The organism is Pseudomonas sp. P5_109 (genome assembly GCF_034009455.1).
Classification (GTDB): domain Bacteria; phylum Pseudomonadota; class Gammaproteobacteria; order Pseudomonadales; family Pseudomonadaceae; genus Aquipseudomonas.
In genome coordinates this window covers 6,713,900-6,738,866 of the sequence record NZ_CP125380.1, presented here as the reverse complement: position 1 = coordinate 6,738,866, position 24,967 = coordinate 6,713,900, and the positions used below count along the sequence as shown (strand labels likewise).

Below are 24,967 nucleotides of genomic sequence, written 5' to 3'. Positions count from 1 at the left end.
AAAAGGCGATCCCTCGGGATTAATGCCAGTCAGTTAAGCTGACTGGCATTTTTATTTTTGATCGGATACTTCGGGGATTTGAGCCTGATGGCCCGGGGGTAAATGCGCTCCGCCCGTCGATGAGGCAGTACATACTGCGGGGCTGAGGCATGCAGCTCGGCCAGGTACTTGGGGATGTTCCCGGAGCGGTCGGCCGAGACGCTGTTGATAAACCCGAGGATCGCCCAGGTGCAGGCGGTAAAACTCATTTCACATGGGTAAATGCCGGGGCAGTGGCGACTCATTTCCACCATTTGATAGCGCAACAAGTTGTAGCCCAACAACACTCCCCATAATTCCTGCTCGATCATCTCGGGCGTTTTGCTGCGCAACGTATAGCTGCTGTTGAGCAGCGTCTGTTTCATTTCCCGAAAGCCTAATTCGATCTCCCATCGCTGACTGTACAGATCAACGATTTCGTCGGGCGGGAAGCGCAGCGGGTCGGCCATTGAGGTCAGGATCTGACATACCTTGCCTTTGACGGTTTTGCTCAGGAGTCGCGCGGTCAGACGCTCCGGCAGCCCCGGCCATTGCTTGCGAGCCTGCGGCGAAGTGCTTAACGAAACCACCGCATCCTGGCGACCCAGACGCTGAACCACTTCGTACTGCGCACCTTTGCGCAATGGCATCAGCCAATGGCGCTCGGAGCCGGCCTGCTGCCACTGGTGCAGCAAACCCAAGGAATAAAAGCCGCGATCGAACAGCGTCAACGAGTGATCGGGCGTGGTTTCGATCAGTTGTTCTGCCAGCTTCATTTCGTTGCTGCGGTAGCCGTCAAACGCACTGCCGATCAACAAGTGGCTGGTCAACTCCATTTGGCAGACCATGCGCACCTGAGGGAAACCAGTGTCGCCATGCTGGTTACTGGCCGAGTCGTAACGCGCACGGTTTTCGGGGGTATCGGGTGTTCGCCAGACGACACCGTCGACGCCCAGTAAGCGCAAACCGGCCCAAGTTGGATGAGCGGCCGCTTCATGCCAACTTTTCTGAGTCAGATCGAAGACCTGTCGTACAGCTTCGCTGCCTAATCGCTGACGGGCCTGGACTACGGCGCTGGGCGCTACCAGCGGACGCTGTCCCGGCAGCATGATGTTCATGCGGCTGACCACATCCCAGGCCGACATACGTCGAAAGAACGACATGGAGATCACGCACCAAAGCATCATTTCCAGCGGCAAACGCCGCTTGCGCAGGGTCGCTACACCGGCCTGCTCAAGTGCCTGTTCGACCAAAGAAGGGTCGAGTAAGGAATCCAATCCATCGATGGCGTTGGGAGTGGAGGCGATGTTGTGGGTCAGTTCCAGTGCCCGAGCGAGACGCATAAAAAAATCCGATGCCAGTACAGGCATCGGATTTTGATTTCTTGCGGCCAAAGGTCAAGCGAGAAGGCTTAACTGATCGGCATTAATCCCTCGGGATCGCCTTTTTTGTGTGCGAAACAAATTGGTGGCGGAGAAAGTTCTTTGCATACCATGGGGGCGCTTACCACGGATCATGTGGTTGGATGATGGACTGCCACCTCTGGAAACACCTTCTCGATATGTTGTCGTAGGAAAAGTTTGATTTTCTTAGGCGAAATTTCCTTATCCGCATGTCGGCCCTGCCGCCGGGATCGCGACGCTGTTAGCGTCCATCGCACTATTCACACGTGACCACCCGCATAGCTCGTATGCATGTCGAGCTGAGTGCCTTAGTAGGTGGTACTCACGCAGTGATGGTCGCAACCAATGGTCGGAACATCCTGGACCCGATCGGATGAAAAGGAAAACAACCAATGAGCAAAGGTTACTTCATCGGCCTGAACGACAAGACCACCTGCGGTGGCACCGTCCTGGATGGTGATACCCGGATCATGCTGTATGGCATCGCCCATGCCAAGGAAGGCGACAGGGTAACCTGCGGAAAGAGTGAGGGGATTTACCAGATCGTCGGCGGTATATCGCACATTATCAGCCATGGCAAACACATGGCGGGCACGCTGGATAGCTACAGCAATTGCCCTTGCAAGGCGCAACTGATCCCCTCGGTACTCACCGCTATCTACGGGAATACCGCAAGGCCTGCACCGCAGGCCGCTCAGATGAGCGCGCCTGCGACAACCCCGCACTCGACAGCGCCGCAACAGTCCTCTTTTGCGCCGTCCAACCAACCAGCGCCAACAGCATTCAGCACAGCCGATGTGGCGGAGCCGGGCTTTTACGTCGTCCCCAACAGCATGACCCGCGAACAGCTGGAAGCCACGCTGTTTCCTTCTCGCTCTGCTGCCGTAATGAGTAAATTTCAGGCGCTCAACCCCGGTACAGGGGATATCAAGGCGGGTTCGATGATCGTCCTGAGCGATCCGAACAACACTTCCTGTACCTATCAGGAAGCCCAATTGATGCGGGTCGCACAAGAGGTCAAGACCGCCCTTGACCCGCTGACACCGCAAGAAGCCGACTTCATGCATCTTCATGCGGCCGAGATCGCCATTTTTACCGGTGATACGTCGACCTGGCTTGGCGTTGGCGCGGTGGTGTTGGAAAAACACCTAGCCAGCTTGCGCGACATCCTTCAAGACATCGAGCGCCTGCATCAGGACAATTATCGTCAGCACGGCCATCTGCGGTCGCCATCGTTCTTCGCCGATCGCAAGCACCTGCTGACCCAGTTGGATGCACATCTGCTGAATTCCACTCGCCTGCGTGGCCAGACTACCTTGGGCGATCACCCCAAATTGAAAACGGCCCTTGGCATTTCCACTCGCAGCTTGGTGCACCGCTGGGACAAGGCTGGTGCGCCGGGGCCGATACCTGGGTATTCCAATCACGTGAGCGCGATCAGTCGTGCTGCAAAGTACATGCAGGCGGGGGGTTACATCGGTATTGGTATTGGTGGAGTTTCTTCGTTGCTTGCTGTTCAGGAAGTTTGCGTTGGTGATTCTGGAACAGCCTGCAAAAAAGTGAAATTTACTGAGGGAGGCAAATTTGTGGGAGGCACAGTTGGTAGCGTTGTAGGTGCGGGAATTGCCCAGCGCACCGCTGGCCCGATCTGCGTCGCCCTGGGAGTATCCACAGTAGTTGGAGGAGTTGTATGCGTTGCTGCAGTGATAGGAGTTGGAGCATGGGCGGGTGGGGCATATGTTGGTGAAGGTGGTGAGCTTGCTGGTGAGATTTTGTACGAGAAAACGCAGAAATGATGGGGGAAGAGTTTCGTACATCCTGGTTCGCTTTCTGGTTACTGGCTGGCCCGATCCTGGTGGGGGCTGTGCATATCGTATTCAGTCTGTACCTGAGCCAGCGCCACCTGGACACTATGATTCAAGCCTTGAACAATAGTCGCTACATCCATATCTGGGGAATGAGATGGAGGGATCAGGGTTGGTTTGGACGATTCGTATTGACCAACAAAATTGGGGGCATGGTGTTGTGGTCGAAAGCCTACATTCGCATCGGAGATGTGGATCCTGTCGATATTAAAAAATTCCCTCCTCATCTCAAGCGACTTCTGCAAATTGACGCAGTGATGCTCTTTGGTTGTGCAATTTTGGTATCGTTTGGCTATGTTCTAATGAAGCTCGGCTAGTTCGTTACGTGACAATCTACAATCAAATTCAGCGCTCGATACATCCAGTTTTAACTGGATGCACACCCGAATAGGCCTGCATCCTTTACCTCGAACGCTGGCAGCCACCTTAGTGGTTAGTACATGTTTGGCGGGATTTCATCGATATTTGCTGTTCGGGAGATGGTTTTGATTCCGAAACAGCTTGCGAGAGGATCAATGTAACTGGAGGGGAAAATGGCGATCCGTATGGATCGCCATTTCGTTTTCAACGAGCCTGTTTCAGCGAGCGGTCAACACGATGTCGACCCGTGTCAGCCATTGCGCTTCGATTTCAAAGTCGGCCTGGGTCAGTTGGTTTTCGTCCAGCCAGTTCTCCGGGAACACCACTTCCAGGCTGTTGCCATTGGCGTTCAGTTCCACCTGGGGCATTTGCTGGGTGCCACGGATGTGGTGGAACAGGATCGCAAAGCGCAGCAGCACGCACAGGCGAATCAGCTTGGTGCCGTCATCGCCGAAATCGGCGAACTTGTCCTTGGGGATGTTGCGTCGGTGGCCGCGCACCAGTAGCGCGAGCATCAACTGGTCTTCCCGGGAGAACCCGGCGAGGTCGGAGTGCTCGATCAGGTAGGCGCCATGCTTGTGGTACTGGTAGTGAGCGATGTCCAGGCCCACTTCATGGACCTTGGCCGCCCAGCCGAGCAGTTCGCGCCAGACGCCGTCCTCCAGATCCCAGTCTTTGGCCACCTGGTCGAACGCATGCAACGCCTTGCGCTCGACCCGAACCGCCTGTTCCTGATCGACGTGGTAGCGCTCCATCAGCGAAGTGAGGGTGCGCTCGCGCACGTCCTCGTGATGATGGCGGCCCAGCAGGTCATAGAGCACGCCTTCACGCAGGGCGCCTTCGCAGTGATCCATGCGTTGCAGTTCGAGGGAGTCGAAGATCGCTTCGAGGATCGCCAGGCCCGCCGGGAAAATCGCCCGGCGATCCGGCTTGATCCCTTCGAAATCGATTTTCTCGACGTCGCCCAGCTTGATCAGTTTGCGCTTGAGCCAGGCCAGGCCTTCGGCGTTGACCTCGCCGGTGCCGTGGCCGCCAGCCTTCAGTGCCAGACCTATGGCGCGGATGGTGCCCGAGGAGCCGATGGCTTCATCCCAGGTCAGGCGGTGCAGGGCGTGCTCGATGCTCATGATCTCCAGTCGCGCCGCGGTGTAAGCCTGGGCATAACGGGCCGGGGTGATCTTGCCGTCCTTGAAATAGCGCTGGGTGTAGCTGACGCAACCCATCTGCAGGCTTTCGCGCAACAGCGGTTCGAAGCGCTGGCCAATGATGAATTCGGTGCTGCCGCCGCCGATATCAGCCACCAGGCGCTTGCCCGGGGTGTCGGCGAGGGTGTGGGACACGCCGAGGTAGATCAGGCGTGCTTCTTCACGACCGGAAATGACTTCCACCGGGTGGCCGAGAATTTTTTCGGCGCGACGGATGAATTCGGCGCGGTTGCGGGCTTCACGCAAGGCGTTGGTGCCGACGATGCGAACGGCACCGGCGGGCATACCGTTGATCAGTTGGGCGAAGCGCTTGAGGCAGTCGAGGCCGCGCTGCATCGATTCTTCGTTGAGGTGGCGATCTTCGTCGATGCCAGCGGCCAGCTGAACCTTCTCCCCGAGGCGCTCGAGAATACGGATCTCGCCGTTCTGGGCCTTGGCCACGACCATGTGAAAGCTGTTGGAGCCCAGGTCGATTGCGGCGATCAGGGACAGATTCTTGGCTTGGGATTGCGGCATGGTCGGGGGTCTCGGTCGATAACCTCGACATCGTGCCACGATCAAAGGCTGCCGCCAACGCGCAGTGTTCAATGCATTGATCCAATACAGCTCCTGTGGCGAGGGGGTTTACCTCCGTTGGGCCGCGAAGCGGCCCCAAAGCCATTCAGCGCGGTGTGTCATTGATACTCGGTGGAAAGGTTTCAGGGCTACTTCGTAGCCCAACGGGGGTAAACCCCCTCGCCACAATGACTCAATTTCCCGCCTCGACCGTCCCGATGAAATTCGCCAGCTCCGCCGTCTGCGGATTGGCGAACAGTACTTTTGGGTCCCCAACCTCATGCACCTTGCCCTGATGCATGAACACCAACTTATCCCCAACCTCCCGGGCGAAGCGCATTTCGTGGGTGACCATGATCAGCGTCATGCCTTCCCTGGCCAGTTGCCGGACCACGCTCAACACTTCGTTGACCAGTTCCGGGTCCAGCGCCGAGGTGATTTCGTCGCACAGCAACACTTTCGGTGACATCGCCAGGGCACGGGCAATCGCCACCCGCTGTTGCTGCCCGCCGGACAACCGATCCGGGAAGGCATCGAATTTTTCCCCCAGGCCAACCCGTTCCAGCATCTCCCGCGCCAACTCTGCTGCCTTGGCCTTGGGCACTTTCTGCACCACCTGTGGCGCCAGCATCACGTTCTCCCCCACGGTCAGGTGCGGGAACAGGTTGAACTGCTGGAACACCATGCCGACTTTTTGCCGCAGGCTGCGCAGATCGGCGCGGGCGGCGTCGAGGTATTCGCCGTCGACTTCGATCACGCCGTCGTTGATCGACTCCAGGCCATTGAGGGTGCGCAGCAAGGTCGATTTGCCCGAGCCACTGCGGCCGATGATCGCCACCACCTGGCCTTCCTCGATGCACAGGTCGATGCCTTTGAGCACATGATGGTCGCCGTAGTATTTATGCAGGGCGGAAATTCTAAGCAGAGGCATGCAGTCTCCTTTCCAGGTAGCGCGCACTGAGCGACAAGGGGTAGCAGAGCAGGAAGTAGCCGAGGGCGACGAGGCCGTAGACCATGAAGGGTTCGAAGGTGGCGTTGGCGAGCATGCCGCCGGTCTTGGTCAGCTCGGTGAAGCCGATGATCGAGGTAACGGCGGTGCCTTTGACCACTTGCACCGAGAAACCCACGGTCGGCGCCACGGCGATGCGCAGGGCCTGCGGCAGGATGACGTAGCGCAGTTGCTCCAGCGGGTTCAGCGCCAGGCTCGATGAAGCCTCCCATTGGTCGTTCGGGATCGATTCGACGCAACCGCGCCAGATCTCCGCCAGGTAGGCGCTGGTGAACAACGTCAGCGCGATCGCCGCCGCCATCCACGGCGAAATCTCCAGTCCTGCCAGTGCTACACCGAAAAACACCAGAAACAGCTGCATCAACAACGGCGTGCCCTGGAATAGCTCGATGTACGTGCGGGCGAAACTGCGCGGCAGGGATTTTTTCGAGATGCGCATGACCATGATCAGCAAGCCGATCAGCCCGCCGCCAATGAACGCCACCAGCGACAGCGCCAGCGTCCATTGCAGGCCGGTGAGCAGGTTGCGCACGATGTCCCAGAAGGTGAAGTCGCTCATCGGCTGCTCCTTGCGATGAACCGCTGGCCGATCCAGTTCAGCAATTGCCGGATCAGCAGTGCCATGCACAGGTAGAGCAGCGTGGTCAGCGCGTAGGTTTCAAAAGCGCGGAAGTTGCGCGACTGAATGAAGTTGGCGGCGAAGCTCAGCTCCTCCGTAGCAATCTGCGAGCACACCGCCGAGCCGAGCATGACGATGATGATCTGGCTGCTCAGGGCCGGCCAGACTTTACCCAGTGCCGGTAGCAACACTACATGGCGGAACGCTTCGAAACGTGTCATCGCCAGTGCCGCCGCGGCTTCCAGCTGACCCCGGGGGATCGCCTGGATGCCGGCGCGGATGATCTCGGTCGAATAGGCGCCGAGGTTGATGACCATCGCCAGCACCGCTGCCTGCCATTCGGAGATCTGCACGCCCAGTGATGGCAAGCCGAAGAAGATGAAAAACAACTGCACCAGGAATGGCGTGTTGCGGATCAACTCGACGTAGACCGCGAAAATCCCCGCGAAAGGCCGGATGTTCCACGCCCGCACCAACGCCCCGACGATGCCCAGCCCCACGCCGAGCACAGCGCCGATGGCGGTCAGCTCAAGGGTGAACAACGCACCGCGCAGTAACAGATCGGTGTTGTTCACCACCGGCAGGAAATCGAACTGATATGCCATAAAACGTCTCCAGCGCGCCGAATCAGAGATCGGCCGGCAGCGGTTCTTTCAGCCAGGTCAGGGCGTTCTTTTCCAGTGCGCCGTCAGTCCTGGCGGTCACGAGGATCTGGTTGACCTTATCCAGCAGCGCCGGCTCGTTCTTGTTCACACCGACGTAGACCGGCGAATCCTTGAGCTTCACTTTCAGCGCCGGCACGCGTTTCGGGCTCTTTTCGCTGATCGCGACCATCACCACGTTGCCGCTGGCGATCAGGTCGACTTGCCCGGCCAGGTACGCGGCGATGGTCGAGTTGTTGTCTTCGAAGCGTTTGATGGTCACGCCTTCGGGGGCAACCTTGGTCAGCTCGATGTCTTCGATGGCGCCGCGGGTGACGCTGATGGTCTTGCCCTTGAGGTCGTCCAGGGTCTTGATGTCGGTATCTGGCGGACCGAACACGGCGAGATAGAACGGCGCGTAGGCGCGGGAGAAGTCGATGACCTTCTCACGCTCCGGGTTCTTGCCGAGGCTGGAAATCACCAGGTCGACCTTGCCGGTGGTCAGGAACGGGATGCGATTGGTGCTGTTGACCGGGGTCAGTTCGAGTTTGACCTTGAGCTGGTCCGCCAGCAGTTTCGCGGTGTCGATGTCGAGGCCACGGGGCTTCATGTCCGGCCCGACCGAGCCGAAGGGCGGGAAGTCCTGGGGCACGGCAACCTTGAGCACGCCGCGCTTGACCACATCCTCCAGACCGTCGGCGTGGGCGGGTGCCTGGCTCAGCATCAGGCTGGCAAACAGGGCTGCGAGGAGGGCGCTGTAACGCTGGGTCATGGCAAATCTCCGGATCGGCAAGAAGTGATTTCTGCGGATCGACAGAGCATGGGCCATGCCAACATGGCTGTTTGAGGGTGCCAGAGTGCGGTTTTGCTGGCGTTGCACGGTCTTACTGGTCTGAACAGTAAGGTTGCGTTTCGCACCCCGATGGCGCAGCCGTGAAAATCACCGAACCCCCATGGGGCACGACTTGCCGGGCGTCGCGAATAGCTTTACAACTGAGCGCACATTGGCCTGGTTCGTCTGGAAAACCATGAACTCGATCTCCCGCGCGGTACCCGAGGTGGCGCTGCAAGCCATTCGCAAACTGATTACCGAGCAGGGCTTCGGGCCAGGGGATGCCTTGCCTTCGCAACGGGACCTGGCGCTGCAACTGGGCGTAAGCCGGGCTTCTTTACGGGAGGCCTTGTCGTCCCTGAGTGCGCTGGGCGTCATCAGCATCCAGCCGGGTAAAGGTGTGTTCGTGCAGGCGCCGGTGGAGCTGCCGCGAGGCGAGGCAGCGCCGGGCTGGCCGTTCGCGGCGCAGGCTTCGCCGCTGGATATCTTCCAGTTGCGTTATGCGCTGGAGGGCTTTGCGGCCGGGTTGGCGGCGGTAACCTTGAGTACCGACGAGCTCGATGTACTGGAAGACAATGTCGCCGCCATGCGCAGCGAACTGAAGTCCGGCGACTTCGAGGCAGCGGCGCGCCTGGACTTTGAATTCCACCGGCGCATCCTGCTGGCCAGCGGCAATCAGGCAATGCTGAGTATCCTGACTGCCAGCGCCGACATCTTCCTGGAGAGCCAGAAGCTACCGTTCATCCGGGCCGAGCGGGCCATGGAAACCTGGCAGGAACACCGCAAGATCCTTCGTGCGCTGGCTCGCCGAGCGTCTGGCGCCGCGCAAAAAGCCATGCAAGAGCACGTACGCAATGCCGCTTTGCGTACCGGAATTGCGTTCATCGCTCCCGCCACTGCATGACCTGAGCTATACCCAAACTCATGAATCACCATAGCGAGACTCAATCATCTGCACCTTCCTGAACGAGGGAAGGGCAGCTATGATGGGCCACGTTTTTTTGCTTACAACCTGGAGAATTCCATGAGCAGCGATCTTATCAAACACGTTAGCGACGCTAGCTTCGAAGCCGACGTACTCAAGGCCGAAGGCGCTGTCCTGGTCGACTACTGGGCTGAATGGTGCGGCCCTTGCAAAATGATCGCTCCGGTTCTGGACGAAATTGCCGAGACTTACAAAGGCAAGCTGACCGTTGCCAAGCTGAACATCGACGAGAACCAGGAAACCCCGGCCAAGCATGGCGTGCGCGGTATCCCGACTCTGATGCTGTTCAAGAACGGCAACGTTGAAGCGACCAAGGTCGGCGCACTGTCGAAGTCGCAACTGGCTGCTTTCCTCGACGCCAACATCTAAGCGTCGCTGCAAAGTGTCATGAAAAAGCCCCGCAAATAGCGGGGCTTTTTGCGTATTCAGGGCTAGACGCTCCCAAACTCAGGTGGTACATTCGGCCCCGCACTGGTTTCTCCATTGCCCCCTGCTAGCCGTCGCCGACGCACTCCTTTTCGAATAAGTACGCGATCCTGTCGCCTTCTCAGCGGCGCGGCCTCATTAAGCCAAAAGCTTAATTTCCCCCCTCCATAAATGATTACGTCATTCCTATATGAATCTGACTGAACTCAAGCAAAAGCCGATTACCGAACTGCTCGAATTGGCCGAACAGATGGGCATAGAAAATATGGCCCGTTCGCGCAAGCAGGACGTGATTTTCTCCCTGCTCAAGAAGCACGCGAAAAGCGGTGAGGAAATCTCCGGTGATGGCGTGCTGGAGATTCTCCAGGACGGCTTCGGCTTCCTGCGCTCCGCTGACGCTTCCTATCTCGCCGGCCCAGACGATATCTACGTCTCGCCGAGCCAGATCCGCCGTTTCAACTTGCGCACCGGTGACACCATCGTTGGCAAGATCCGCCCTCCGAAGGAAGGCGAGCGTTATTTCGCGCTGCTCAAGGTCGACACGATCAACTACGACCGTCCGGAAAACGCGAAAAACAAGATTCTCTTCGAGAACCTGACCCCGCTGTTCCCGACCGTGCGCATGAAGATGGAAGCCGGTAACGGTTCCACCGAAGACTTGACCGGTCGAGTCATCGACCTGTGCGCCCCGATCGGCAAAGGCCAGCGCGGTCTGATCGTTGCACCGCCGAAAGCGGGCAAGACGATCATGCTGCAGAACATTGCCGCGAACATCGCGCGTAACAACCCGGAAGTTCATCTGATCGTGCTGCTGATCGACGAACGTCCGGAAGAAGTAACCGAAATGCAGCGCACCGTGCGCGGCGAAGTGGTTGCCTCGACGTTCGACGAGCCACCAACCCGCCACGTGCAGGTTGCCGAAATGGTGATCGAGAAGGCCAAGCGCCTGGTCGAGCACAAGAAGGACGTGGTGATCCTGCTCGACTCCATCACCCGTCTGGCCCGTGCCTACAACACCGTGATCCCGAGCTCCGGCAAAGTGCTCACCGGTGGTGTCGATGCCCACGCCCTGGAGAAACCGAAGCGTTTCTTCGGCGCCGCGCGGAACATCGAAGAAGGCGGCTCGCTGACCATCATCGCCACCGCACTGGTTGAAACCGGTTCGAAGATGGACGAAGTGATCTACGAGGAATTCAAAGGCACCGGCAACATGGAGCTGCCTCTGGATCGTCGCATCGCTGAAAAGCGCGTGTTCCCGGCCATCAACATCAACCGTTCCGGCACCCGCCGCGAAGAGTTGCTGACTGCCGACGACGAGCTGCAGCGCATGTGGATTCTGCGCAAGCTGCTGCATCCTATGGATGAAGTCGCTGCCATCGAGTTCCTGGTCGACAAGCTGAAAACGACCAAGACCAACGATGAGTTCTTCCTGTCGATGAAACGCAAGTAAGTCGAGCAGGCACAAAAAGCCGGGGAAACCCGGCTTTTTGTTATCTGAATTTTGCTCAGGCGGCAGTTCATGGTTCTGAACCGGAGGGTTCGGCGCTAAACTGCCTGCCCCGAACGCCACGGCCAACACGAGGCTTACGCATGCAGTATCGCGACTTGCGCGACTTTATCAGCGGCCTGGAACAGCGCGGTGAACTCAAGCGCATCCAGGTTCCGGTGTCCCCAGTACTCGAAATGACCGAGGTCTGCGACCGTACCTTGCGCGCCAAGGGCCCGGCCCTGCTTTTCGAAAAGCCCACCGGCTATGACATCCCGGTGCTCGGCAACCTGTTCGGTACCCCCGAGCGGGTGGCGCTGGGCATGGGCGCCGAGGCGGTCAGCGAACTGCGCGAAATCGGCAAGCTGCTGGCGTTCCTCAAGGAACCCGAGCCGCCGAAAGGCCTGAAGGACGCCTGGTCCAAGCTGCCGATCTTCCGCAAGATCATCTCGATGGCACCCAAGGTGGTCAAAGACGCGATCTGCCAGGAAGTGGTCATCGAAGGCGACGACGTCGACCTCTCGACGCTACCAGTACAGACCTGCTGGCCAGGCGACGTTGCGCCGCTGATCACCTGGGGCCTGACCGTCACCAAGGGACCGAACAAGGATCGACAGAACCTCGGTATCTACCGTCAGCAGGTGATTGGCCGCAATAAAGTCATCATGCGCTGGCTGAGTCACCGTGGCGGTGCGCTGGATTATCGCGAGTGGTGCGAAAAGCATCCGGGCCAACCGTTCCCTGTTGCCGTCGCGCTGGGCGCTGACCCTGCGACCATTCTCGGCGCCGTGACGCCGGTGCCCGATAGCCTTTCCGAATACGCCTTCGCAGGCCTGTTGCGCGGTAACCGCACTGAGCTGGTGAAGTGCCGCGGCAACGACCTGCAAGTGCCAGCCACCGCCGAAATCATCCTCGAAGGCGTGATCCACCCGGGCGAGATGGCCGATGAAGGTCCGTACGGTGACCACACCGGTTACTACAACGAAGTCGACAGCTTCCCGGTGTTCACCGTCGAGCGCATCACCCACCGGATCAAGCCGATCTATCACAGCACCTACACCGGCCGTCCACCGGATGAGCCAGCGATACTCGGCGTGGCGTTGAATGAAGTGTTCGTGCCGATCCTGCAGAAGCAGTTCCCGGAGATCACCGATTTCTATCTGCCGCCCGAAGGTTGCTCGTACCGCATGGCCATCGTGACCATGAAAAAGTCGTATCCGGGCCACGCCAAGCGGGTAATGCTGGGTGTCTGGTCGTTTTTGCGACAGTTCATGTACACCAAGTTCGTTATCGTCACCGACGACGATATCAACGCCCGGGACTGGAATGACGTGATCTGGGCCATCACCACGCGCATGGACCCCAAGCGCGACACGGTGATGATCGACAACACGCCGATCGACTACCTGGACTTCGCTTCGCCGGTGTCCGGCCTGGGGTCGAAAATGGGCCTCGATGCCACGCATAAATGGCCGGGCGAAACTACCCGCGAGTGGGGCCGCGTCATCGTCAAGGACGATGCCGTGACCCAGCGGATCGATGCCATCTGGAATCAGTTAGGAATAGATTGATGCGTGTAACCTTGCAGCCCTCCGGAGCAGTGCTTGAGATATTGCCCGGCGAGCGGATTCTCGATGGCGCGCGACGACTGGGCTACGAGTGCCCGCAAAGTTGCCGCAACGGCAATTGCCACGTGTGCGCGGCGCTGCTGGTGGAAGGGCGGGTCGAGCAGACCGGCGATGTGCGTGATCATGGCGAGTTCTACACTTGCATAGCGGAGCCGCTGGAAGACTGCATCGTGCTGTGGGATGGCGTGCTCGCGCTGGGAGAACTGCCGGTGCGTAACGTGTCGTGTCAGGTCATTGAGTGCAAGGACGTGGGCGGCGACACCTGGCGCGTGCGACTGCGGGCCCCGGCCGGCAAACCGCCGCGCTACCACGCCGGTCAGTACCTGATGATCGAACGCGAGAACGGCGAAAAGTCCGCTTTCTCCCTGGCCTCGGCACCCCACGCGGGGCGCGACCTGGAAATCCACGTACTGGCGCGCGAATCCAGTGCGCTGAGCCTGATCGAACAACTCCAGCGCAACAGCATGGTGCGGGTCGAGTTGCCGTTTGGCGACACCCACCTGGAGGAGTTGCCGGACGGTCCTCTCGTATTGATCGCCGCCGGTACCGGCATGGGCCAGGTCCACGGTCTGATCGAACATTGCCGGGCCTCGGGTTTCAAGCATCCGGTGCATCTGTATTGGGGCGTGCGTCGTCCAGAAGACTTTTATCAAGTCGAACATTGGGACGAATGGCTGAAGCTGCCCAATCTGTTCTTGCACAAGGTCGTCAGCGATCAATGCAGTTGGGAAGGGCGATGCGGCATGTTGCATGAAGCGGTCTGCGAAGATTTTCCTGATCTCAAGCCGCTGCACGTATATGCCAGCGGCTCTCCGGCCATGGTCTACGGCACGCTGGATGCGCTGGTTGAAGCTGGGATGGATGCCCATCAGATGCGCGCCGATGTATTTGCGTATGCGCCTAGATCCTGATGCGAGCCCCTGTAGGAGCGAGCCTGCTCGCGATGGACTCATGAACGCCGCGGGCAGCCAGACTCCCCGCGTCATCGTTAACGACCATCGCGAGCAGGCTCGCTCCTACAGGTTATAACCCCCTATATAGCCTATCGGTATTTATAAACTTTTATAAATTTCGGTAGGTTATATCCCTGTCAGGCGATTACTTAAGAACGATGCCATGGCATTTAAATTGCCTTAAAACTTATGTGCCTTATTGTTACAGCGGTGCGTTCTATTAAGTAATTCTTCACCCGCGGGGAGCTGAACGCTATTCGCCATGAGCGCCATCGAATCTGCTTTTTTGAATCTGGCTTACCCTCCGCGGCTCGATCTGGGGCCGCAGCTCACTCACGAACAATTACTCAGCTCGATGCAGTCGACCATGGCCCGCCACAAGGGTGGACCGGTATGGTTGTTTGCCTATGGTTCGCTGATCTGGCGCCCTGAATGCACGGCGGTTGAGCGGGTTCGCGGCCGGGTGCATGGCTACCATCGCGGGTTGTACCTGTGGTCCCACGAACATCGTGGTACGCCGGAGATGCCCGGCCTGGTGTTTGGCCTTGATCGCGGCGGCTCTTGCAGCGGTTTCGCCTATCGCCTGCCCGAAGAGCAACTCGAGGCCTCGTTGTACGCACTTTGGCAGCGCGAGATGCCTTTCCCTTCCTACCGCCCGCACTGGCTCAACTGCCGTCTCGAAGATGGCAGCCAGGTTCAGGCATTGGGATTCGTTCTGGAGCGACATCTGCCCAGCTATGCCGGCAACTTGCCGGACCATGTGCTGAGCCATGTATTCGAAAACGCTTGCGGGCGCTACGGCACCACTCGCGATTATGTCGAGCAGACCGCGCACGCCCTGCGCAGCCACGCCATGCCAGACCGGAATCTGGAGGCGCGGCTCAAGCGCTGTAAATCAAAGGCCGATCAAGCGAGTGCTTCGCGGCCCTGACTGGCGACTTGTTTGTGCCGTAGCGTCGGGGCCAGGAAGGCCATCGCCAGCAGGCAAGCGCCGACCAGCAGCACGAAGCCGCCGTCCCAACCGAAATGGTCCACGGTGTAGCCCATCGCTGCACTGGCCGCGACCGAACCGCCCAGGTAACCGAACAGGCCGGTGAAGCCTGCCGCCGTACCGGCCGCTTTCTTCGGTGCCAGTTCCAGTGCCTGCAGGCCGATCAGCATCACCGGGCCGTAGATCAGGAAGCCAATGGAAAGCAGCGCGATCATGTCGACCATCGGATTGCCGGCCGGGTTGAGCCAGTAAACCAGCGTCGCGACCGTCACCAGTGCCATGAACACCATGCCGGTCAGGCCACGGTTGCCACGGAAGATCTTGTCCGACATCCAGCCGCACAGCAGCGTGCCCGGGATACCAGCCCACTCGTAGAAAAAGTACGCCCACGAGGTTTTATCCACGGTGAAACCCTTGGCCTCCTTGAGGTAGGTCGGCGCCCAGTCGAGCACGCCATAGCGCAGCAGATAGACAAAGACGTTGGCCATGGCGATATACCAGAGCATTTTGTTGCGCAGCACGTATTTGACGAAGATTTCCTTGGCGCTGAATTCCTCTTCGTGGCTGGCGTCGTAGCCTTCCGGGTAGTCGTTCTTGTACTGCTCGATCGGCGGCAGGCCAACTGATTGCGGGGTGTCGCGCATGGTCACAAAGGCAAACACCGCTACCGCCAGCGCCACGGCTGCCGGCACGTAGAACGCGGCGTGCCAGTCATTGAACAGGCCCATGCCGATCAGGAACAACGGGCCGATCAGGCCGCCACCGACGTTGTGCGCCACGTTCCACACGGACACCACGCCGCCTCGTTCCTTCTGCGACCACCAGTGCACCATGGTCCGGCCGCTCGGCGGCCAACCCATGCCCTGCGCCCAGCCGTTGATGAACAGCAGAATGAACATCATGGTCACGCTGGACGTCGCCCAAGGCGCGAAACCGAATACGAACATCACCCCGGCCGACACCAGCAGGCCGAACGGCAGGAAGAAGCGCGGGTTGGAACGGTCGGACACCAGGCCCATCAGAAACTTCGACAAGCCGTAGGCAATCGCGATAGCGGACATCGCCAGGCCCAGCTGGCCACGGGAGTAACCTTCGTCGATCAGGTACGGCATGGCCAGGGAGAAGTTCTTGCGCAGCAGGTAGTAACCGGCATAGCCAATGAAGATGCCGGCGAAAATCTGCCAGCGCAGGCGTCGGTAGGTGCTGTCTATTTTTTCTTCAGGCAATGGAGCCTGATGTGCGGCAGGACGAAAGAAAGCAAACATTCAAGAGCTCCAAATTTCTTGTTTTGACTGCGGATACGAATGTTACAGTTTCGTTACCGAAAATAGCACCGGTTCTCATCGGCAAAACAGCGGAAATGTTGGATATCGAGTGTTCCTTTATGAACATGTCGCTCAGGTGTAAGTGAGGGGCGTTGTAGGAAGCGTTACCTGTTTTCGTATTGAGGACTTTGATGTGCTGAAAACAGGGCAGGTTTTTGGGAAAGGTCCTTCGTTCAAAGCGGAAGCCATGACGTTATGCCGGACGACATCGCCCCGTAACCTTTGTGCTGTTGCCAGGTCTGGCGTTGCAGGCGAAGGGAGAGGGAGATGCGGTGGTGGTTGTGTGGGCTCTTATTGCTGGTTTCTGCGGATGTCAGGGCCGGGGAAGTATTCCTGATACCCGAGAATAATCCCAAGCCGGTTTATCCAGTGGCGCTTTACCGCGCCGGTGTTGTCGGCATGGTGCGTGTCAGCCTGACCGTTAAGGCCAATGGTTCAGTCAGCAACGCCGAGATTTTGGAAGATGCGCATCCCGAACTCGGTGAGGCTTCACTGGCAGCCGTCAACCAGTGGCGGTTCAAACCATGGAAGATTACCGAGGATCAGCCTGCGCAAGTCATCGTGATCGCGCCCATGAATTTCAGGCTGGACAGCGAACATCCTTTCCACGTCAACAAGGAGTTGAAGCGGCTCAAATGCAGTGCCATCGCACGGGCATCGTTGAGCATTGCCACTTCCTCATGGGTGGACCTGCCGGTTTTCAGCTGGACCCGCGGTTACCTGACCCACTCGCTTTCACCGACTCAATTGCCGGAGGAGAAACGTTTGGCGCTGATTGCCAAGCTCAATGCCAGCGCTCATTCGATCGTGCAGCGCTGTAATGTGCATCCGGCGAGCCGCTACGTGCATTTTTTGCCGAAGGAGATACAGGTGTTGCTTTGACGGCAAAAAAGAGCGCGGCTAGTTGGCCGCGCTTTTTTTGCAGATAGAGCTTCAGCGAACCTGCACCACCACTTTTCCGACTGCTTTACGCTGGCCAAGGTCATTGATGGCCTGCGCTGCGTTGCCCAGCGGATACACCTGCGACACCAGTGGCTTCAACTTGCCTTCGGCAAACCAGCCAAACAGCTGCTGGAAGTTCGCCGCATTGTCTTGCGGCTGGCGCTGGGCGAAGGAGCCCCAGAACACGCCGAGCACCGCCGCGCCTTTGAGCAGCGCCAGGTTCACTGGCAATTCGGGGATGCGCCCGCTGGCGAAGCCGACCACCAGCAGGCGGCCGTTCCAGGCGATGGCGCGGATGGCCTGGTCGAACAGGTCGCCGCCGACCGGGTCGTAGATCACGTCGGCGCCCTGGCCGTCAGTCAGGCGTTTGATTTCGTCCTTGAGGCTGGTTTCGCTGTAGTTGATCAGCTCATCGGCACCGGCGGCCTTGGCGACGGCGAGTTTCTCCGCGCTGCTGGCAGCGGCGATCACCCGGGCGCGCATGGCCTTGCCGATTTCAACCGCGGCCAGGCCGACGCCGCCGGAAGCACCCAGCACCAGCAGGGTTTCGCCCGGTTGCAGGTTGCCGCGCTGCTTGAGGGCATGCATCGAGGTGCCGTAGGTCATGCTGAAGGCGGCGGCGGTGTTGAAATCCATGGACGGCGGGATCGGCAACACGTTGTAGCCCGGCACGGCGACCTGTTCGGCAAAACTGCCCCAACCGGTCAGGGCCATGACCCGGTCACCGACTTTCAGGTGGCTGACCTTTTCACCCACGGCGCCGACCACGCCTGAGGCTTCGCCACCCGGAGAGAACGGGAAGGGCGGCTTGAACTGGTACTTGCCCTCGATGATCAGCGTGTCGGGGAAGTTGACCCCGGCGGCGTGCACGTCCAGCAGGATTTCATTTTTCTTCGCGACAGGGCTGGCGACCTCTTCCAGCACCAGCGATTCGGCAGGGCCGAAGGCTTTGCACAGCACGGCTTTCATCAGGGCTATTCCTTTGGGAGTGATGGCCGATAAGTGTAGGTGTGTGAGTTGATGGGTCAACGAGCATGCCTGGCCCTGATAGTCAGCCATAAGCTTGTGCTGGCGTGGCGGGTCGTTATGCTAGGCCGCAAACCGGATAAGGAGCGAATTGTGAAAGCGTGGATCATGTTGTTGCTGGCCCTGTCTCTGCCTGTGGCAGCGGTGGCCGAAGAAGCCAAAGAAGGTGAAGCTGCGCCAAAGGTCAACTACATCACCTTGAGTCCGCCGTTCGTGGGTAACTACGGGCTGGATGGCACGCCCAAGCTCAAGGTTTACAAGGCGGATGTGGCCTTGCGGGTGACCGGTGACGAGGCGACCAAGGCGGTAAAGGCCAATGAACCTTTGATCCGCAATCAATTGGTCGCGCTGTTCGCCCAGCAGACCACCGAGACGATGAACAACGTCGAGGCCAAGGAAAAGCTGCGTCAGGAAGCCCTGAAGCAGACCCAGCAGGTAATGAACGACGAAACCGGCAAGCCGGTGGTTGAGGATCTGTTGTTCAACAACCTGATCATCCAATAAGACTTTCGCTGTCCTGACGGGCCTCTTCGCGAGCAAGCCCGCTCCCACAGGGTTGCGTGGTGGACTTATGATCCTGTTCCAACACCAATCCACTGTGGGAGCGGGCTTGCTCGCGAAAAGGCCGGTACAGGCAACAAATGACTCAAGGCTTTAAAGCAACCACCGCCGCCCACTGCTCCGGCGTCACCGGCATCACCGAAAGCCGCGAACCTTTCTGCACCAACGGCATCTCGGCCAGTGCCGTCTGCTGCTTCAGATAATCCAGCTTCAGCACCCGGGCAAACGTCTCGACATGGGCGACGTCGATCGCACTCCAGGCATTTTTGTCCGTGGTGGCCTTGGGATCGTAGTAATGACTTTCCGGCTCCAGTGCTGTCGGGTCCGGATACGCGGCTTCGACAATTTTGCCGATTCCGGCAATTCCCGGCTCGGGACAGCTGGAATGATAGAAAAAGAACTCGTCCCCCACCGCCATGGCCCGCAGGAAATTGCGTGCCTGATAGTTGCGAACCCCATCCCAGCGCGCTTTTCCGAGCTTTTCCAGGCCTTTGATCGAGAGTTCGTCGGGCTCGGATTTCATCAGCCAATAGGCCATGTCTGTTGCTCCTTGCGAGGTGTTTGAGCAGCTTGTCGACAATTTTATGACAAACCGACGGTCGGTTGACGTCAGCATTTGCGCAGCGGTTCACGTTGCCGCAAAATGCCGGCCTTCAATGCTTGACGCTGCTGCACGGCCTACAAACGGAAACCGCTGCTGTCATCGTGTAGATATGCCTTTGGGGGGCAATCGATGAAACGCAAACCGGATTTACTATGGATTTTGGTCATTTTGTTTGGCCTTGGCGTCGTGACCACTGGCTACGCCCAGAGCCTGTGGGCCAACAAGACCGATGCGCCGGTCGAGCTTGCCCAATTGCAGCAACAGTCGACCGCCTTCAAGCGCTGATCCTGTTGCCTCGGCGCCACTGATCGAAGTGGCGCCTAGCCTGCGTAATACCAGGCCTTGTCCGTTACCGTTCCTTGCAGCGGCACATCCCAGCTCGCCTGAGCCAATCGCTCAACCTTCTGACATTCATGGGCCAGCCCCAACAGCGTCGGCTTGCGCCAGTCGTTTCGTCGTGCCAGATAAGCCAGGCTCCGGTCGTAGAAGCCGCCGCCCATCCCCAGGCGTCCGCCGACATCGTCAAACCCCACCAATGGCAACAGCACCAGGTCCAGCGCCCAGATCTTGCGCTGCCGGGCGAGGTTGGCCCGTGGCTCGAGAATACGGAAGCGATTGGGTTTGAGTTTTTCCCCGGGACGGATGCGCTGGAACACCATTTTGGTTCGCGGCCAGGCGCTCAGGACCGGTAGATAAGTGGCCTTGCCCCGGCGCTGTGCGGCACGCAGCAACAGTCGCGGATCAATTTCACCGTCGGTCGGCAGATAGAGCGAGATGTGTTTGGCGCGGCGGAACAGCGGTTGCTGGGCCAGTTGCTTATACAGCCCGCGAGCGGCCAGGCGCTGCTGACTGGGTGTCAGGGCGCGGCGGGCCTTGCGCAGCATGCGTCGAAGTTGCGGGCGGGGGAGCAGCGCAGGTTCGGTCATGGATTTTGGCTTCGGCAATACGGTTACGTAAAGCGCCTCTGTAAAAAAGCAGAGCAGTAAAAACGCCAATGCCGGTATTAAAACCGGCATTGGACTGGAATCAGGCTCCCCGAATGTGTCGCTGTCGACTTAGCCCTTGAACCCGAAAGTTCAAGGTGGAAGATGCAGTAGGCTTTAAGGCTTTCCGTCTAGCGGACATGCACACCAGCCCAACGTGCAACCTCCAGGGTATAGCAAATCGGCTCAGGGACATCGCCAACTGGCAAACACCCCAGGGAGTGAGGGCAGTATAACGCAAGCGACGACGCGAATCAGCCTTTGGTGACGTCCGGATCGGTGGCGAGCACCAGATCGACGCGATCGAGCAGGTCGCGAACCTGTTCGCGGGTCGAGCCGCTGGCCTGGATATCCGGGCGTTCTTCCTTGTGCAGCAGATCGTGGGTGATGTTCAGCGCAGCCATCACGGCGATACGGTCGGCGCCGATGACTTTGCCGCTGCTGCGAATCTCGCGCATCTTGCCGTCCAGATAACGGGCGGCGCTGACCAGATTGCTGCGCTCTTCCTGAGGGCAGATGATCGAATACTCTTTGTCGAGGATCTGCACGGTGACGCTATTGCTTGAACTCATGAGTCTTGCTCCAGGGCCTTGAGGCGCGAAATCATCGATTCGACCTTACGCCGGGCGATTTCGTTTTTTTCAATGAGGTGCGCGCGTTCCTCGCGCCAGGTCTTTTCCTGAGCTAGTAAGAGTCCGTTTTGACTCTTAAGTTGCTCGACTCGAGTAATCAGCAACTCGAGTCTGGCCATCAGCGCTTGCAGGTCGGTGTCTTCCATTGTCTTCACTGTCTGATGGGTGGCGGACTGTAGGAGCGAGCTCGCGATGAACCTGAGAGCGCCGCGGGGCGTCAGGTACCCAGCGTTATCGTTGGCGACCATCGCGAGCAAGCTCGCTCCTACAGGGGTAGTCGATGTAGGATACAAGGCCTTCATTCTAGACATAGCGCCGTCTGGCGCCTAGCTGCCCATGACCATTCAGAATTCCCCGTACCAAGGTTTCGCCACCCTGCTGACTTCCAACGGTCACAACGTCTCGCCTGCTGAACTGCACGGCCTGTTGCTCGGCCGCAGCTGCGCCGGTGCCGGTTTCGACGCCGAAGGCTGGCTGATCGACGCTGCAGAATTGCTCGAAAGCGAGCCGCAGGACAACGTTCGCAATGCCCTGATCGGCCTGCAAGCGATGGTGAAAGGCGAACTCACCGGCGATGACGTGACCGTCGTTCTGCTGTTGCCTACCGACGATGCCCCGCTCACCGAACGTGCCGTCGCGCTGGGCCAGTGGTGCCAGGGTTTCCTCAGCGGCTTCGGCTTGAACTGCCGTGACAGCAGCATGCTCAGCACCGAGGCCACCGAAGTGTTGCAGGACCTCGCGGCTATTTCCCAGGTACAAGACGCCCTGGAAGAGTCCGAAGACGGCGAAAGCGACTATATGGAAGTCATGGAGTACCTGCGCGTCGCTCCGCTGCTGCTGTTCTCCGAGACCAAAAAAGACGTGCCGGCTGCCGCCAAACCGTCGCTGCACTAATCGTTTGCCAGGGAACGCCATCTGCCCATGATCCATATCCCGAAATCGGAATACAGCCGTCGCCGCAAGGCCCTGATGGCGCAGATGGAACCCAACAGCATCGCCATCCTGCCCGCCGCCGCGGTGGCCATTCGTAACCGCGACGTCGAGCACGTTTACCGCCAGGACAGCGACTTCCAGTACCTCAGCGGTTTTCCCGAGCCCCAGGCCGTGCTGGTGTTGATGCCGGGCCGGGTGCATGGCGAATACATTCTGTTCTGCCGCGAACGCAACGCCGAGCGCGAGCTGTGGGATGGCCTGCGTGCCGGGCAAGAAGGCGCGATTCGCGACTTCGGCGCCGACGACGCCTTTCCCATCACCGATATCGACGACATCCTGCCGGGCTTGATCGAAGGCCGTGACCGGGTGTATTCGGCCATGGGCAGCAACCCGGAATTCGACCGCCACCTGATGGAGTGGATCAACGTGATCCGCTCCAAGGCCAACCTCGGTGCCCAGCCGCCGAACGAGTTCGTTGCCCTGGATCATCTGCTGCACGACATGCGCCTGTATAAATCGGCGGCAGAAGTGAAAGTGATGCGCGAGGCGGCGCGGATTTCCGCCCAGGCGCATGTGCGGGCGATGCAGGCTTGTCGCGCTGGCTTGCACGAATTCAGCCTGGAAGCCGAGCTCGATTACGAATTCCGCAAGGGCGGGGCGAAGATGCCGGCCTACGGGTCGATCGTCGCGGCGGGGCGCAACAGTTGCATCCTGCATTACCAGCAGAATGACGCGTTGCTCAAGGACGGTGATCTGGTGCTGATCGACGCCGGTTGTGAGATCGACTGCTACGCCAGCGACATCACCCGCACCTTTCCGGTCAGCGGCAAGTATTCAGCGGAACAGAAAGCGATTTACCAATTGGTGCTGGCTTCCCAGGAAGCCGCCTTTGCTGAAATCGCCCCGAACAAACACTGGAATCAGGCGCACGAAGCGACAGTCCGGGTCATCACGGCCGGGCTGGTCAAGCTGGGGCTGCTCCAGGGCAACGTCGACGAACTGATCGCCAGCGAAGCCTACAAAGCGTTTTACATGCACCGCGCCGGTCACTGGCTGGGCATGGATGTACATGACGTCGGCGAGTACAAGGTCGGCGGCGAGTGGCGCGTGCTGGAAGTCGGCATGGCGCTGACCGTGGAGCCGGGAATTTACATCGCCCCGGACAACCAGAACGTGGCGAAGAAATGGCGCGGCATTGGCGTGCGCATCGAGGACGACGTAGTGGTCACCAAAACCGGCTGTGAAATATTGACGGGCGGCGTGCCGAAAACCGTCGCCGATATCGAGGCCCTGATGGCCGCTGCACGGACACAAGCGGCATGAGTCGAGTCAACCTGGCAATCATTGGTGGCGGGCTGGTCGGTGCGAGTCTGGCGCTGGCCTTGCAGGCCGGAGCCAAGGCCCGGGGCTGGAAGATCGTGCTGATCGAGCCGTTCGCACCGGGGGATACGTATCAACCGAGTTACGATGCGCGTTCCTCGGCGTTGTCCTTCGGCTCGCGGCAGATTTATCAACGGTTGGGCGTCTGGCAGGAAGTCTCCCGCCGCGCCGAGCCGATCAAGCAGATTCATGTGTCCGACCGTGGGCGTTTCTCGACGGCTCGGTTGTCGGCGATGGAAGAGGGCGTTCCGGCGCTGGGTTATGTCGTTGAAAACGCCTGGCTCGGCCAATGCCTGTGGCAAGGCCTGGACAAGGATGTGATCAGTTGGCGCTGCCCGGCGGAAGTCACCCGCATGGAGCCGCTGACCGATGGCTATCGCCTGACCCTCAACGATGAAACCATCCTGGAATGCGACCTCGCGGTGCTCGCCGATGGCGGCCGCTCCGGCCTGCGCGAGCAACTGGGGATCGGCATTCGCAAGCGTCCGTACAACCAGAGCGCGTTGATCGCCAACATCACCCCGAGTGAAGCGCACAACGGCATGGCCTTCGAGCGGTTCACCGACGAAGGCCCGATGGCGTTGCTGCCGCTGCCGGAAAATCGCTGCGCGCTGGTCTGGACTCGCCTGGGCATGGACGCGCAACGCCTGGCGGCCCTGGATGAGCGCAGCTTCCTCAGCGAGTTGCAGGGTGTGTTCGGTTATCGCCTCGGCACCTTGAAACAGGTGGGGGCACGGCATCTGTATCCGCTGACACTGGTCGAGGCCGAAGAACAGGTGCGTCCGCATCTGGCGGTGCTCGGCAACGCGGCACACAGCCTGCATCCGATTGCCGGCCAGGGGTTCAACCTGTCCCTGCGCGATGCCCAGGCCCTGGCCGATGCCTTGCTCGCCAGCGAAAAAGCCTTGGGCGATTTCGCCACGTTGCAGGCCTACCGCGAACGCCAGCGTCTCGATCAGAACCTCACCGTGGGCTTCTCCGACCAGGTCACGCGCCTGTTCGGCAGCACCCAGCCGCTGGTGTCCCTGGGGCGCAACATCGGCTTGCTCGGTCTCGACCTGTTGCCACCGGCCAAGCGCTGGTTCGCCCGGCAGGCGATGGGGCTGGGGACGCGACCGGATGCGTAACTGGTTGATCCGCCGATTCGGAAAGGCCCGCCTGATGCGCTTTTTCATGAGCTTTTACCCGCCGTACTTCGGTGCAGGCGTGCGGGTGCAGCACATCAGCGATGATTTTCGCGACGTGCGGGTCTCCATGGGGCTGGGCTGGTACAACCGCAACTACGTGGGCACCCAGTTCGGTGGCAGCCTGTACTCGATGGTCGATCCGTTCTTCATGCTGATGCTGATGGAAAACCTCGGGCGCAAGTACATCGTCTGGGACAAGGCCGCCGACATCGATTTCATCGCGCCGGGCAAAGGTCCGGTATTCGCCCGCTTCACCATCGACGACACCTTGCTCGACGAGATCCGCCGGCAGACGGCGAATGGCGAAAAGTACCTGCCGCAATTGCAGGTCGACATTCATGACGGCGCCGGTCACCTGGTGGCGCGGGTCGGGAAAACCCTTTACGTGCGGCTCAAGCCGCAAGAGAGACAGGCTTAA

General features: G+C 59.5%; 27 protein-coding genes and 1 other RNA gene. 15 read left to right on the top strand and 13 right to left on the bottom strand.

The window, feature by feature from the left end:
* Positions 1 to 29: 29 nt before the first annotated feature.
* Positions 30 to 1,361, bottom strand: a complete 1,332-nt coding sequence (locus tag QMK54_RS30110; RefSeq protein WP_223588473.1) for an IS4 family transposase — start codon at positions 1,359 to 1,361, stop codon at positions 30 to 32.
* Between the two features lie 452 nt (positions 1,362 to 1,813).
* Here QMK54_RS30110 and QMK54_RS30105 point away from each other — a divergent pair, with 452 nt between their 5' ends.
* Positions 1,814 to 3,217 carry a PAAR domain-containing protein gene (locus tag QMK54_RS30105; RefSeq protein ID WP_110657854.1) on the top strand — a complete coding sequence of 468 codons (1,404 nt, stop codon included), beginning with the start codon at positions 1,814 to 1,816 and terminating at the stop codon, positions 3,215 to 3,217.
* Positions 3,214 to 3,603, top strand: coding sequence for a hypothetical protein (locus tag QMK54_RS30100; protein WP_110657852.1), 390 nt, complete (start codon positions 3,214 to 3,216; stop codon positions 3,601 to 3,603). The genes QMK54_RS30105 and QMK54_RS30100 overlap by 4 nt, the downstream gene beginning before the upstream one ends.
* Positions 3,604 to 3,864: 261 nt before the next feature.
* Here the strand turns inward: QMK54_RS30100 and ppx are convergent, their stop codons facing one another.
* The 5 genes from ppx to QMK54_RS30075 form a co-directional block, all read right to left on the bottom strand.
* The gene (ppx, locus tag QMK54_RS30095) at positions 3,865 to 5,367 is read right to left on the bottom strand and encodes an exopolyphosphatase (RefSeq protein WP_110657850.1); all 1,503 of its coding nucleotides are present in this window, start codon (positions 5,365 to 5,367) and stop codon (positions 3,865 to 3,867) included.
* Positions 5,368 to 5,599: 232 nt separating this feature from the next.
* Complete coding sequence (locus QMK54_RS30090; protein ID WP_320401785.1) at positions 5,600 to 6,337, bottom strand: amino acid ABC transporter ATP-binding protein; 738 nt, start codon at positions 6,335 to 6,337, stop codon at positions 5,600 to 5,602.
* Positions 6,324 to 6,974, bottom strand: a complete 651-nt coding sequence (locus QMK54_RS30085) for an amino acid ABC transporter permease (RefSeq protein WP_320401784.1) — start codon at positions 6,972 to 6,974, stop codon at positions 6,324 to 6,326. Before QMK54_RS30085 ends, QMK54_RS30090 begins: the two co-directional genes overlap by 14 nt.
* Positions 6,971 to 7,639: an amino acid ABC transporter permease gene (locus QMK54_RS30080; RefSeq protein WP_007978873.1), complete on the bottom strand. Its 669-nt coding sequence runs from the start codon at positions 7,637 to 7,639 to the stop codon at positions 6,971 to 6,973. Before QMK54_RS30080 ends, QMK54_RS30085 begins: the two co-directional genes overlap by 4 nt.
* 22 nt (positions 7,640 to 7,661) lie before the next feature.
* Positions 7,662 to 8,447, bottom strand: a complete 786-nt coding sequence (locus QMK54_RS30075; protein WP_320401783.1) for a transporter substrate-binding domain-containing protein — start codon at positions 8,445 to 8,447, stop codon at positions 7,662 to 7,664.
* A 256-nt stretch (positions 8,448 to 8,703) separates the two neighbouring features.
* Here QMK54_RS30075 and QMK54_RS30070 point away from each other — a divergent pair, with 256 nt between their 5' ends.
* From QMK54_RS30070 to QMK54_RS30045, 6 genes are all read left to right on the top strand, one after another.
* Positions 8,704 to 9,411 carry a FadR/GntR family transcriptional regulator gene (locus QMK54_RS30070; RefSeq protein WP_110657867.1) on the top strand — a complete coding sequence of 236 codons (708 nt, stop codon included), beginning with the start codon at positions 8,704 to 8,706 and terminating at the stop codon, positions 9,409 to 9,411.
* Positions 9,412 to 9,531: 120 nt separating this feature from the next.
* Positions 9,532 to 9,861: a thioredoxin TrxA gene (gene trxA, locus QMK54_RS30065; protein WP_003206727.1), complete on the top strand. Its 330-nt coding sequence runs from the start codon at positions 9,532 to 9,534 to the stop codon at positions 9,859 to 9,861.
* A 247-nt stretch (positions 9,862 to 10,108) separates the two neighbouring features.
* Positions 10,109 to 11,368 carry a transcription termination factor Rho gene (rho, locus tag QMK54_RS30060; protein ID WP_046039047.1) on the top strand — a complete coding sequence of 420 codons (1,260 nt, stop codon included), beginning with the start codon at positions 10,109 to 10,111 and terminating at the stop codon, positions 11,366 to 11,368.
* A 140-nt stretch (positions 11,369 to 11,508) separates the two neighbouring features.
* Positions 11,509 to 12,975: a 4-hydroxy-3-polyprenylbenzoate decarboxylase gene (ubiD, locus tag QMK54_RS30055; RefSeq protein ID WP_110657844.1), complete on the top strand. Its 1,467-nt coding sequence runs from the start codon at positions 11,509 to 11,511 to the stop codon at positions 12,973 to 12,975.
* Entirely contained in the window at positions 12,975 to 13,943 is a 969-nt protein-coding gene (locus QMK54_RS30050; protein WP_110657842.1) for a CDP-6-deoxy-delta-3,4-glucoseen reductase, read from the top strand. The genes ubiD and QMK54_RS30050 overlap by 1 nt, the downstream gene beginning before the upstream one ends.
* Before the next feature lie 304 nt (positions 13,944 to 14,247).
* Positions 14,248 to 14,916, top strand: a complete 669-nt coding sequence (locus QMK54_RS30045; protein ID WP_007978886.1) for a gamma-glutamylcyclotransferase — start codon at positions 14,248 to 14,250, stop codon at positions 14,914 to 14,916.
* Here the strand turns inward: QMK54_RS30045 and glpT are convergent.
* Complete coding sequence (gene glpT / locus QMK54_RS30040; RefSeq protein WP_110657840.1) at positions 14,892 to 16,241, bottom strand: glycerol-3-phosphate transporter; 1,350 nt, start codon at positions 16,239 to 16,241, stop codon at positions 14,892 to 14,894. The genes QMK54_RS30045 and glpT overlap by 25 nt on opposite strands.
* Before the next feature lie 327 nt (positions 16,242 to 16,568).
* Here glpT and QMK54_RS30035 point away from each other — a divergent pair, with 327 nt between their 5' ends.
* On the top strand, positions 16,569 to 17,183 hold the full coding sequence (locus tag QMK54_RS30035; protein WP_320401782.1) for an energy transducer TonB: 615 nt from the start codon (positions 16,569 to 16,571) through the stop codon (positions 17,181 to 17,183).
* A 51-nt stretch (positions 17,184 to 17,234) separates the two neighbouring features.
* Here QMK54_RS30035 and QMK54_RS30030 read toward each other — a convergent pair whose 3' ends face one another.
* A complete protein-coding gene (locus tag QMK54_RS30030) occupies positions 17,235 to 18,212 on the bottom strand; it encodes an NADPH:quinone oxidoreductase family protein (RefSeq protein WP_320401781.1) in 978 nt (325 codons plus the stop codon).
* 150 nt (positions 18,213 to 18,362) lie between these two features.
* Between QMK54_RS30030 and QMK54_RS30025 the strand changes: the two genes are divergently transcribed.
* Positions 18,363 to 18,773 (top strand): flagellar basal body-associated protein FliL, encoded by a 411-nt coding sequence (locus QMK54_RS30025; protein ID WP_103395874.1) that lies wholly within the window; start codon positions 18,363 to 18,365, stop codon positions 18,771 to 18,773.
* A 142-nt stretch (positions 18,774 to 18,915) separates the two neighbouring features.
* On the opposite strand, the gene QMK54_RS30020 is transcribed toward QMK54_RS30025, so the two are convergent.
* On the bottom strand, positions 18,916 to 19,368 hold the full coding sequence (locus QMK54_RS30020; protein WP_110662340.1) for an EVE domain-containing protein: 453 nt from the start codon (positions 19,366 to 19,368) through the stop codon (positions 18,916 to 18,918).
* Between the two features lie 195 nt (positions 19,369 to 19,563).
* On the opposite strand from QMK54_RS30020, the gene QMK54_RS30015 reads away from it, so the two are divergent.
* Positions 19,564 to 19,719 (top strand): hypothetical protein, encoded by a 156-nt coding sequence (locus tag QMK54_RS30015; RefSeq protein WP_007982896.1) that lies wholly within the window; start codon positions 19,564 to 19,566, stop codon positions 19,717 to 19,719.
* 35 nt (positions 19,720 to 19,754) lie between these two features.
* Here the strand turns inward: QMK54_RS30015 and QMK54_RS30010 are convergent, their stop codons facing one another.
* From QMK54_RS30010 to QMK54_RS29995, 4 genes are all read right to left on the bottom strand, one after another.
* A complete protein-coding gene (locus QMK54_RS30010; protein ID WP_110662339.1) occupies positions 19,755 to 20,360 on the bottom strand; it encodes a 5-formyltetrahydrofolate cyclo-ligase in 606 nt (201 codons plus the stop codon).
* A 102-nt stretch (positions 20,361 to 20,462) separates the two neighbouring features.
* Positions 20,463 to 20,641, bottom strand: a non-coding RNA gene (gene ssrS, locus QMK54_RS30005) — 6S RNA.
* 30 nt (positions 20,642 to 20,671) lie between these two features.
* Positions 20,672 to 20,989 carry a cell division protein ZapA gene (locus tag QMK54_RS30000; RefSeq protein WP_008055229.1) on the bottom strand — a complete coding sequence of 106 codons (318 nt, stop codon included), beginning with the start codon at positions 20,987 to 20,989 and terminating at the stop codon, positions 20,672 to 20,674.
* On the bottom strand, positions 20,986 to 21,195 hold the full coding sequence (locus QMK54_RS29995) for a TIGR02449 family protein (protein WP_007982902.1): 210 nt from the start codon (positions 21,193 to 21,195) through the stop codon (positions 20,986 to 20,988). Before QMK54_RS29995 ends, QMK54_RS30000 begins: the two co-directional genes overlap by 4 nt.
* A gap of 190 nt (positions 21,196 to 21,385) precedes the next feature.
* Between QMK54_RS29995 and QMK54_RS29990 the strand changes: the two genes are divergently transcribed.
* The 4 genes from QMK54_RS29990 to QMK54_RS29975 are packed head-to-tail and all read left to right on the top strand — an operon-like array spanning position 21,386 to position 24,967.
* On the top strand, positions 21,386 to 21,943 hold the full coding sequence (locus QMK54_RS29990) for a YecA family protein (protein WP_320401780.1): 558 nt from the start codon (positions 21,386 to 21,388) through the stop codon (positions 21,941 to 21,943).
* A 27-nt stretch (positions 21,944 to 21,970) separates the two neighbouring features.
* A complete protein-coding gene (pepP, locus tag QMK54_RS29985) occupies positions 21,971 to 23,305 on the top strand; it encodes a Xaa-Pro aminopeptidase (RefSeq protein ID WP_223589441.1) in 1,335 nt (444 codons plus the stop codon).
* The gene (ubiH, locus tag QMK54_RS29980; protein ID WP_223589443.1) at positions 23,302 to 24,489 is read left to right on the top strand and encodes a 2-octaprenyl-6-methoxyphenyl hydroxylase; all 1,188 of its coding nucleotides are present in this window, start codon (positions 23,302 to 23,304) and stop codon (positions 24,487 to 24,489) included. The genes pepP and ubiH overlap by 4 nt, the downstream gene beginning before the upstream one ends.
* On the top strand, positions 24,482 to 24,967 hold the full coding sequence (locus tag QMK54_RS29975) for a DUF4442 domain-containing protein (RefSeq protein ID WP_110661970.1): 486 nt from the start codon (positions 24,482 to 24,484) through the stop codon (positions 24,965 to 24,967). Before ubiH ends, QMK54_RS29975 begins: the two co-directional genes overlap by 8 nt.

Excerpts from the sequence above, each read along its gene's own strand:
- QMK54_RS30110 (WP_223588473.1), bottom strand. The coding sequence starts at position 1,361 with ATGCGTCTCGCTCGGGCACTGGAACTGACCCACAACATCGCCTCCACT.
- QMK54_RS30105 (WP_110657854.1), top strand. The coding sequence starts at position 1,814 with ATGAGCAAAGGTTACTTCATCGGCCTGAACGACAAGACCACCTGCGGT.
- QMK54_RS30100 (WP_110657852.1), top strand. The coding sequence starts at position 3,214 with ATGATGGGGGAAGAGTTTCGTACATCCTGGTTCGCTTTCTGGTTACTG.
- ppx (WP_110657850.1), bottom strand. The coding sequence starts at position 5,367 with ATGCCGCAATCCCAAGCCAAGAATCTGTCCCTGATCGCCGCAATCGAC.
- QMK54_RS30090 (WP_320401785.1), bottom strand. The coding sequence starts at position 6,337 with ATGCCTCTGCTTAGAATTTCCGCCCTGCATAAATACTACGGCGACCAT.
- QMK54_RS30085 (WP_320401784.1), bottom strand. The coding sequence starts at position 6,974 with ATGAGCGACTTCACCTTCTGGGACATCGTGCGCAACCTGCTCACCGGC.
- QMK54_RS30080 (WP_007978873.1), bottom strand. The coding sequence starts at position 7,639 with ATGGCATATCAGTTCGATTTCCTGCCGGTGGTGAACAACACCGATCTG.
- QMK54_RS30075 (WP_320401783.1), bottom strand. The coding sequence starts at position 8,447 with ATGACCCAGCGTTACAGCGCCCTCCTCGCAGCCCTGTTTGCCAGCCTG.
- QMK54_RS30070 (WP_110657867.1), top strand. The coding sequence starts at position 8,704 with ATGAACTCGATCTCCCGCGCGGTACCCGAGGTGGCGCTGCAAGCCATT.
- trxA (WP_003206727.1), top strand. The coding sequence starts at position 9,532 with ATGAGCAGCGATCTTATCAAACACGTTAGCGACGCTAGCTTCGAAGCC.
- rho (WP_046039047.1), top strand. The coding sequence starts at position 10,109 with ATGAATCTGACTGAACTCAAGCAAAAGCCGATTACCGAACTGCTCGAA.
- ubiD (WP_110657844.1), top strand. The coding sequence starts at position 11,509 with ATGCAGTATCGCGACTTGCGCGACTTTATCAGCGGCCTGGAACAGCGC.
- QMK54_RS30050 (WP_110657842.1), top strand. The coding sequence starts at position 12,975 with ATGCGTGTAACCTTGCAGCCCTCCGGAGCAGTGCTTGAGATATTGCCC.
- QMK54_RS30045 (WP_007978886.1), top strand. The coding sequence starts at position 14,248 with ATGAGCGCCATCGAATCTGCTTTTTTGAATCTGGCTTACCCTCCGCGG.
- glpT (WP_110657840.1), bottom strand. The coding sequence starts at position 16,241 with ATGTTTGCTTTCTTTCGTCCTGCCGCACATCAGGCTCCATTGCCTGAA.
- QMK54_RS30035 (WP_320401782.1), top strand. The coding sequence starts at position 16,569 with ATGCGGTGGTGGTTGTGTGGGCTCTTATTGCTGGTTTCTGCGGATGTC.
- QMK54_RS30030 (WP_320401781.1), bottom strand. The coding sequence starts at position 18,212 with ATGAAAGCCGTGCTGTGCAAAGCCTTCGGCCCTGCCGAATCGCTGGTG.
- QMK54_RS30020 (WP_110662340.1), bottom strand. The coding sequence starts at position 19,368 with ATGGCCTATTGGCTGATGAAATCCGAGCCCGACGAACTCTCGATCAAA.
- QMK54_RS30015 (WP_007982896.1), top strand. The coding sequence starts at position 19,564 with ATGAAACGCAAACCGGATTTACTATGGATTTTGGTCATTTTGTTTGGC.
- QMK54_RS30010 (WP_110662339.1), bottom strand. The coding sequence starts at position 20,360 with ATGACCGAACCTGCGCTGCTCCCCCGCCCGCAACTTCGACGCATGCTG.
- QMK54_RS30000 (WP_008055229.1), bottom strand. The coding sequence starts at position 20,989 with ATGAGTTCAAGCAATAGCGTCACCGTGCAGATCCTCGACAAAGAGTAT.
- QMK54_RS29995 (WP_007982902.1), bottom strand. The coding sequence starts at position 21,195 with ATGGAAGACACCGACCTGCAAGCGCTGATGGCCAGACTCGAGTTGCTG.
- QMK54_RS29990 (WP_320401780.1), top strand. The coding sequence starts at position 21,386 with ATGACCATTCAGAATTCCCCGTACCAAGGTTTCGCCACCCTGCTGACT.
- pepP (WP_223589441.1), top strand. The coding sequence starts at position 21,971 with ATGATCCATATCCCGAAATCGGAATACAGCCGTCGCCGCAAGGCCCTG.
- ubiH (WP_223589443.1), top strand. The coding sequence starts at position 23,302 with ATGAGTCGAGTCAACCTGGCAATCATTGGTGGCGGGCTGGTCGGTGCG.
- QMK54_RS29975 (WP_110661970.1), top strand. The coding sequence starts at position 24,482 with ATGCGTAACTGGTTGATCCGCCGATTCGGAAAGGCCCGCCTGATGCGC.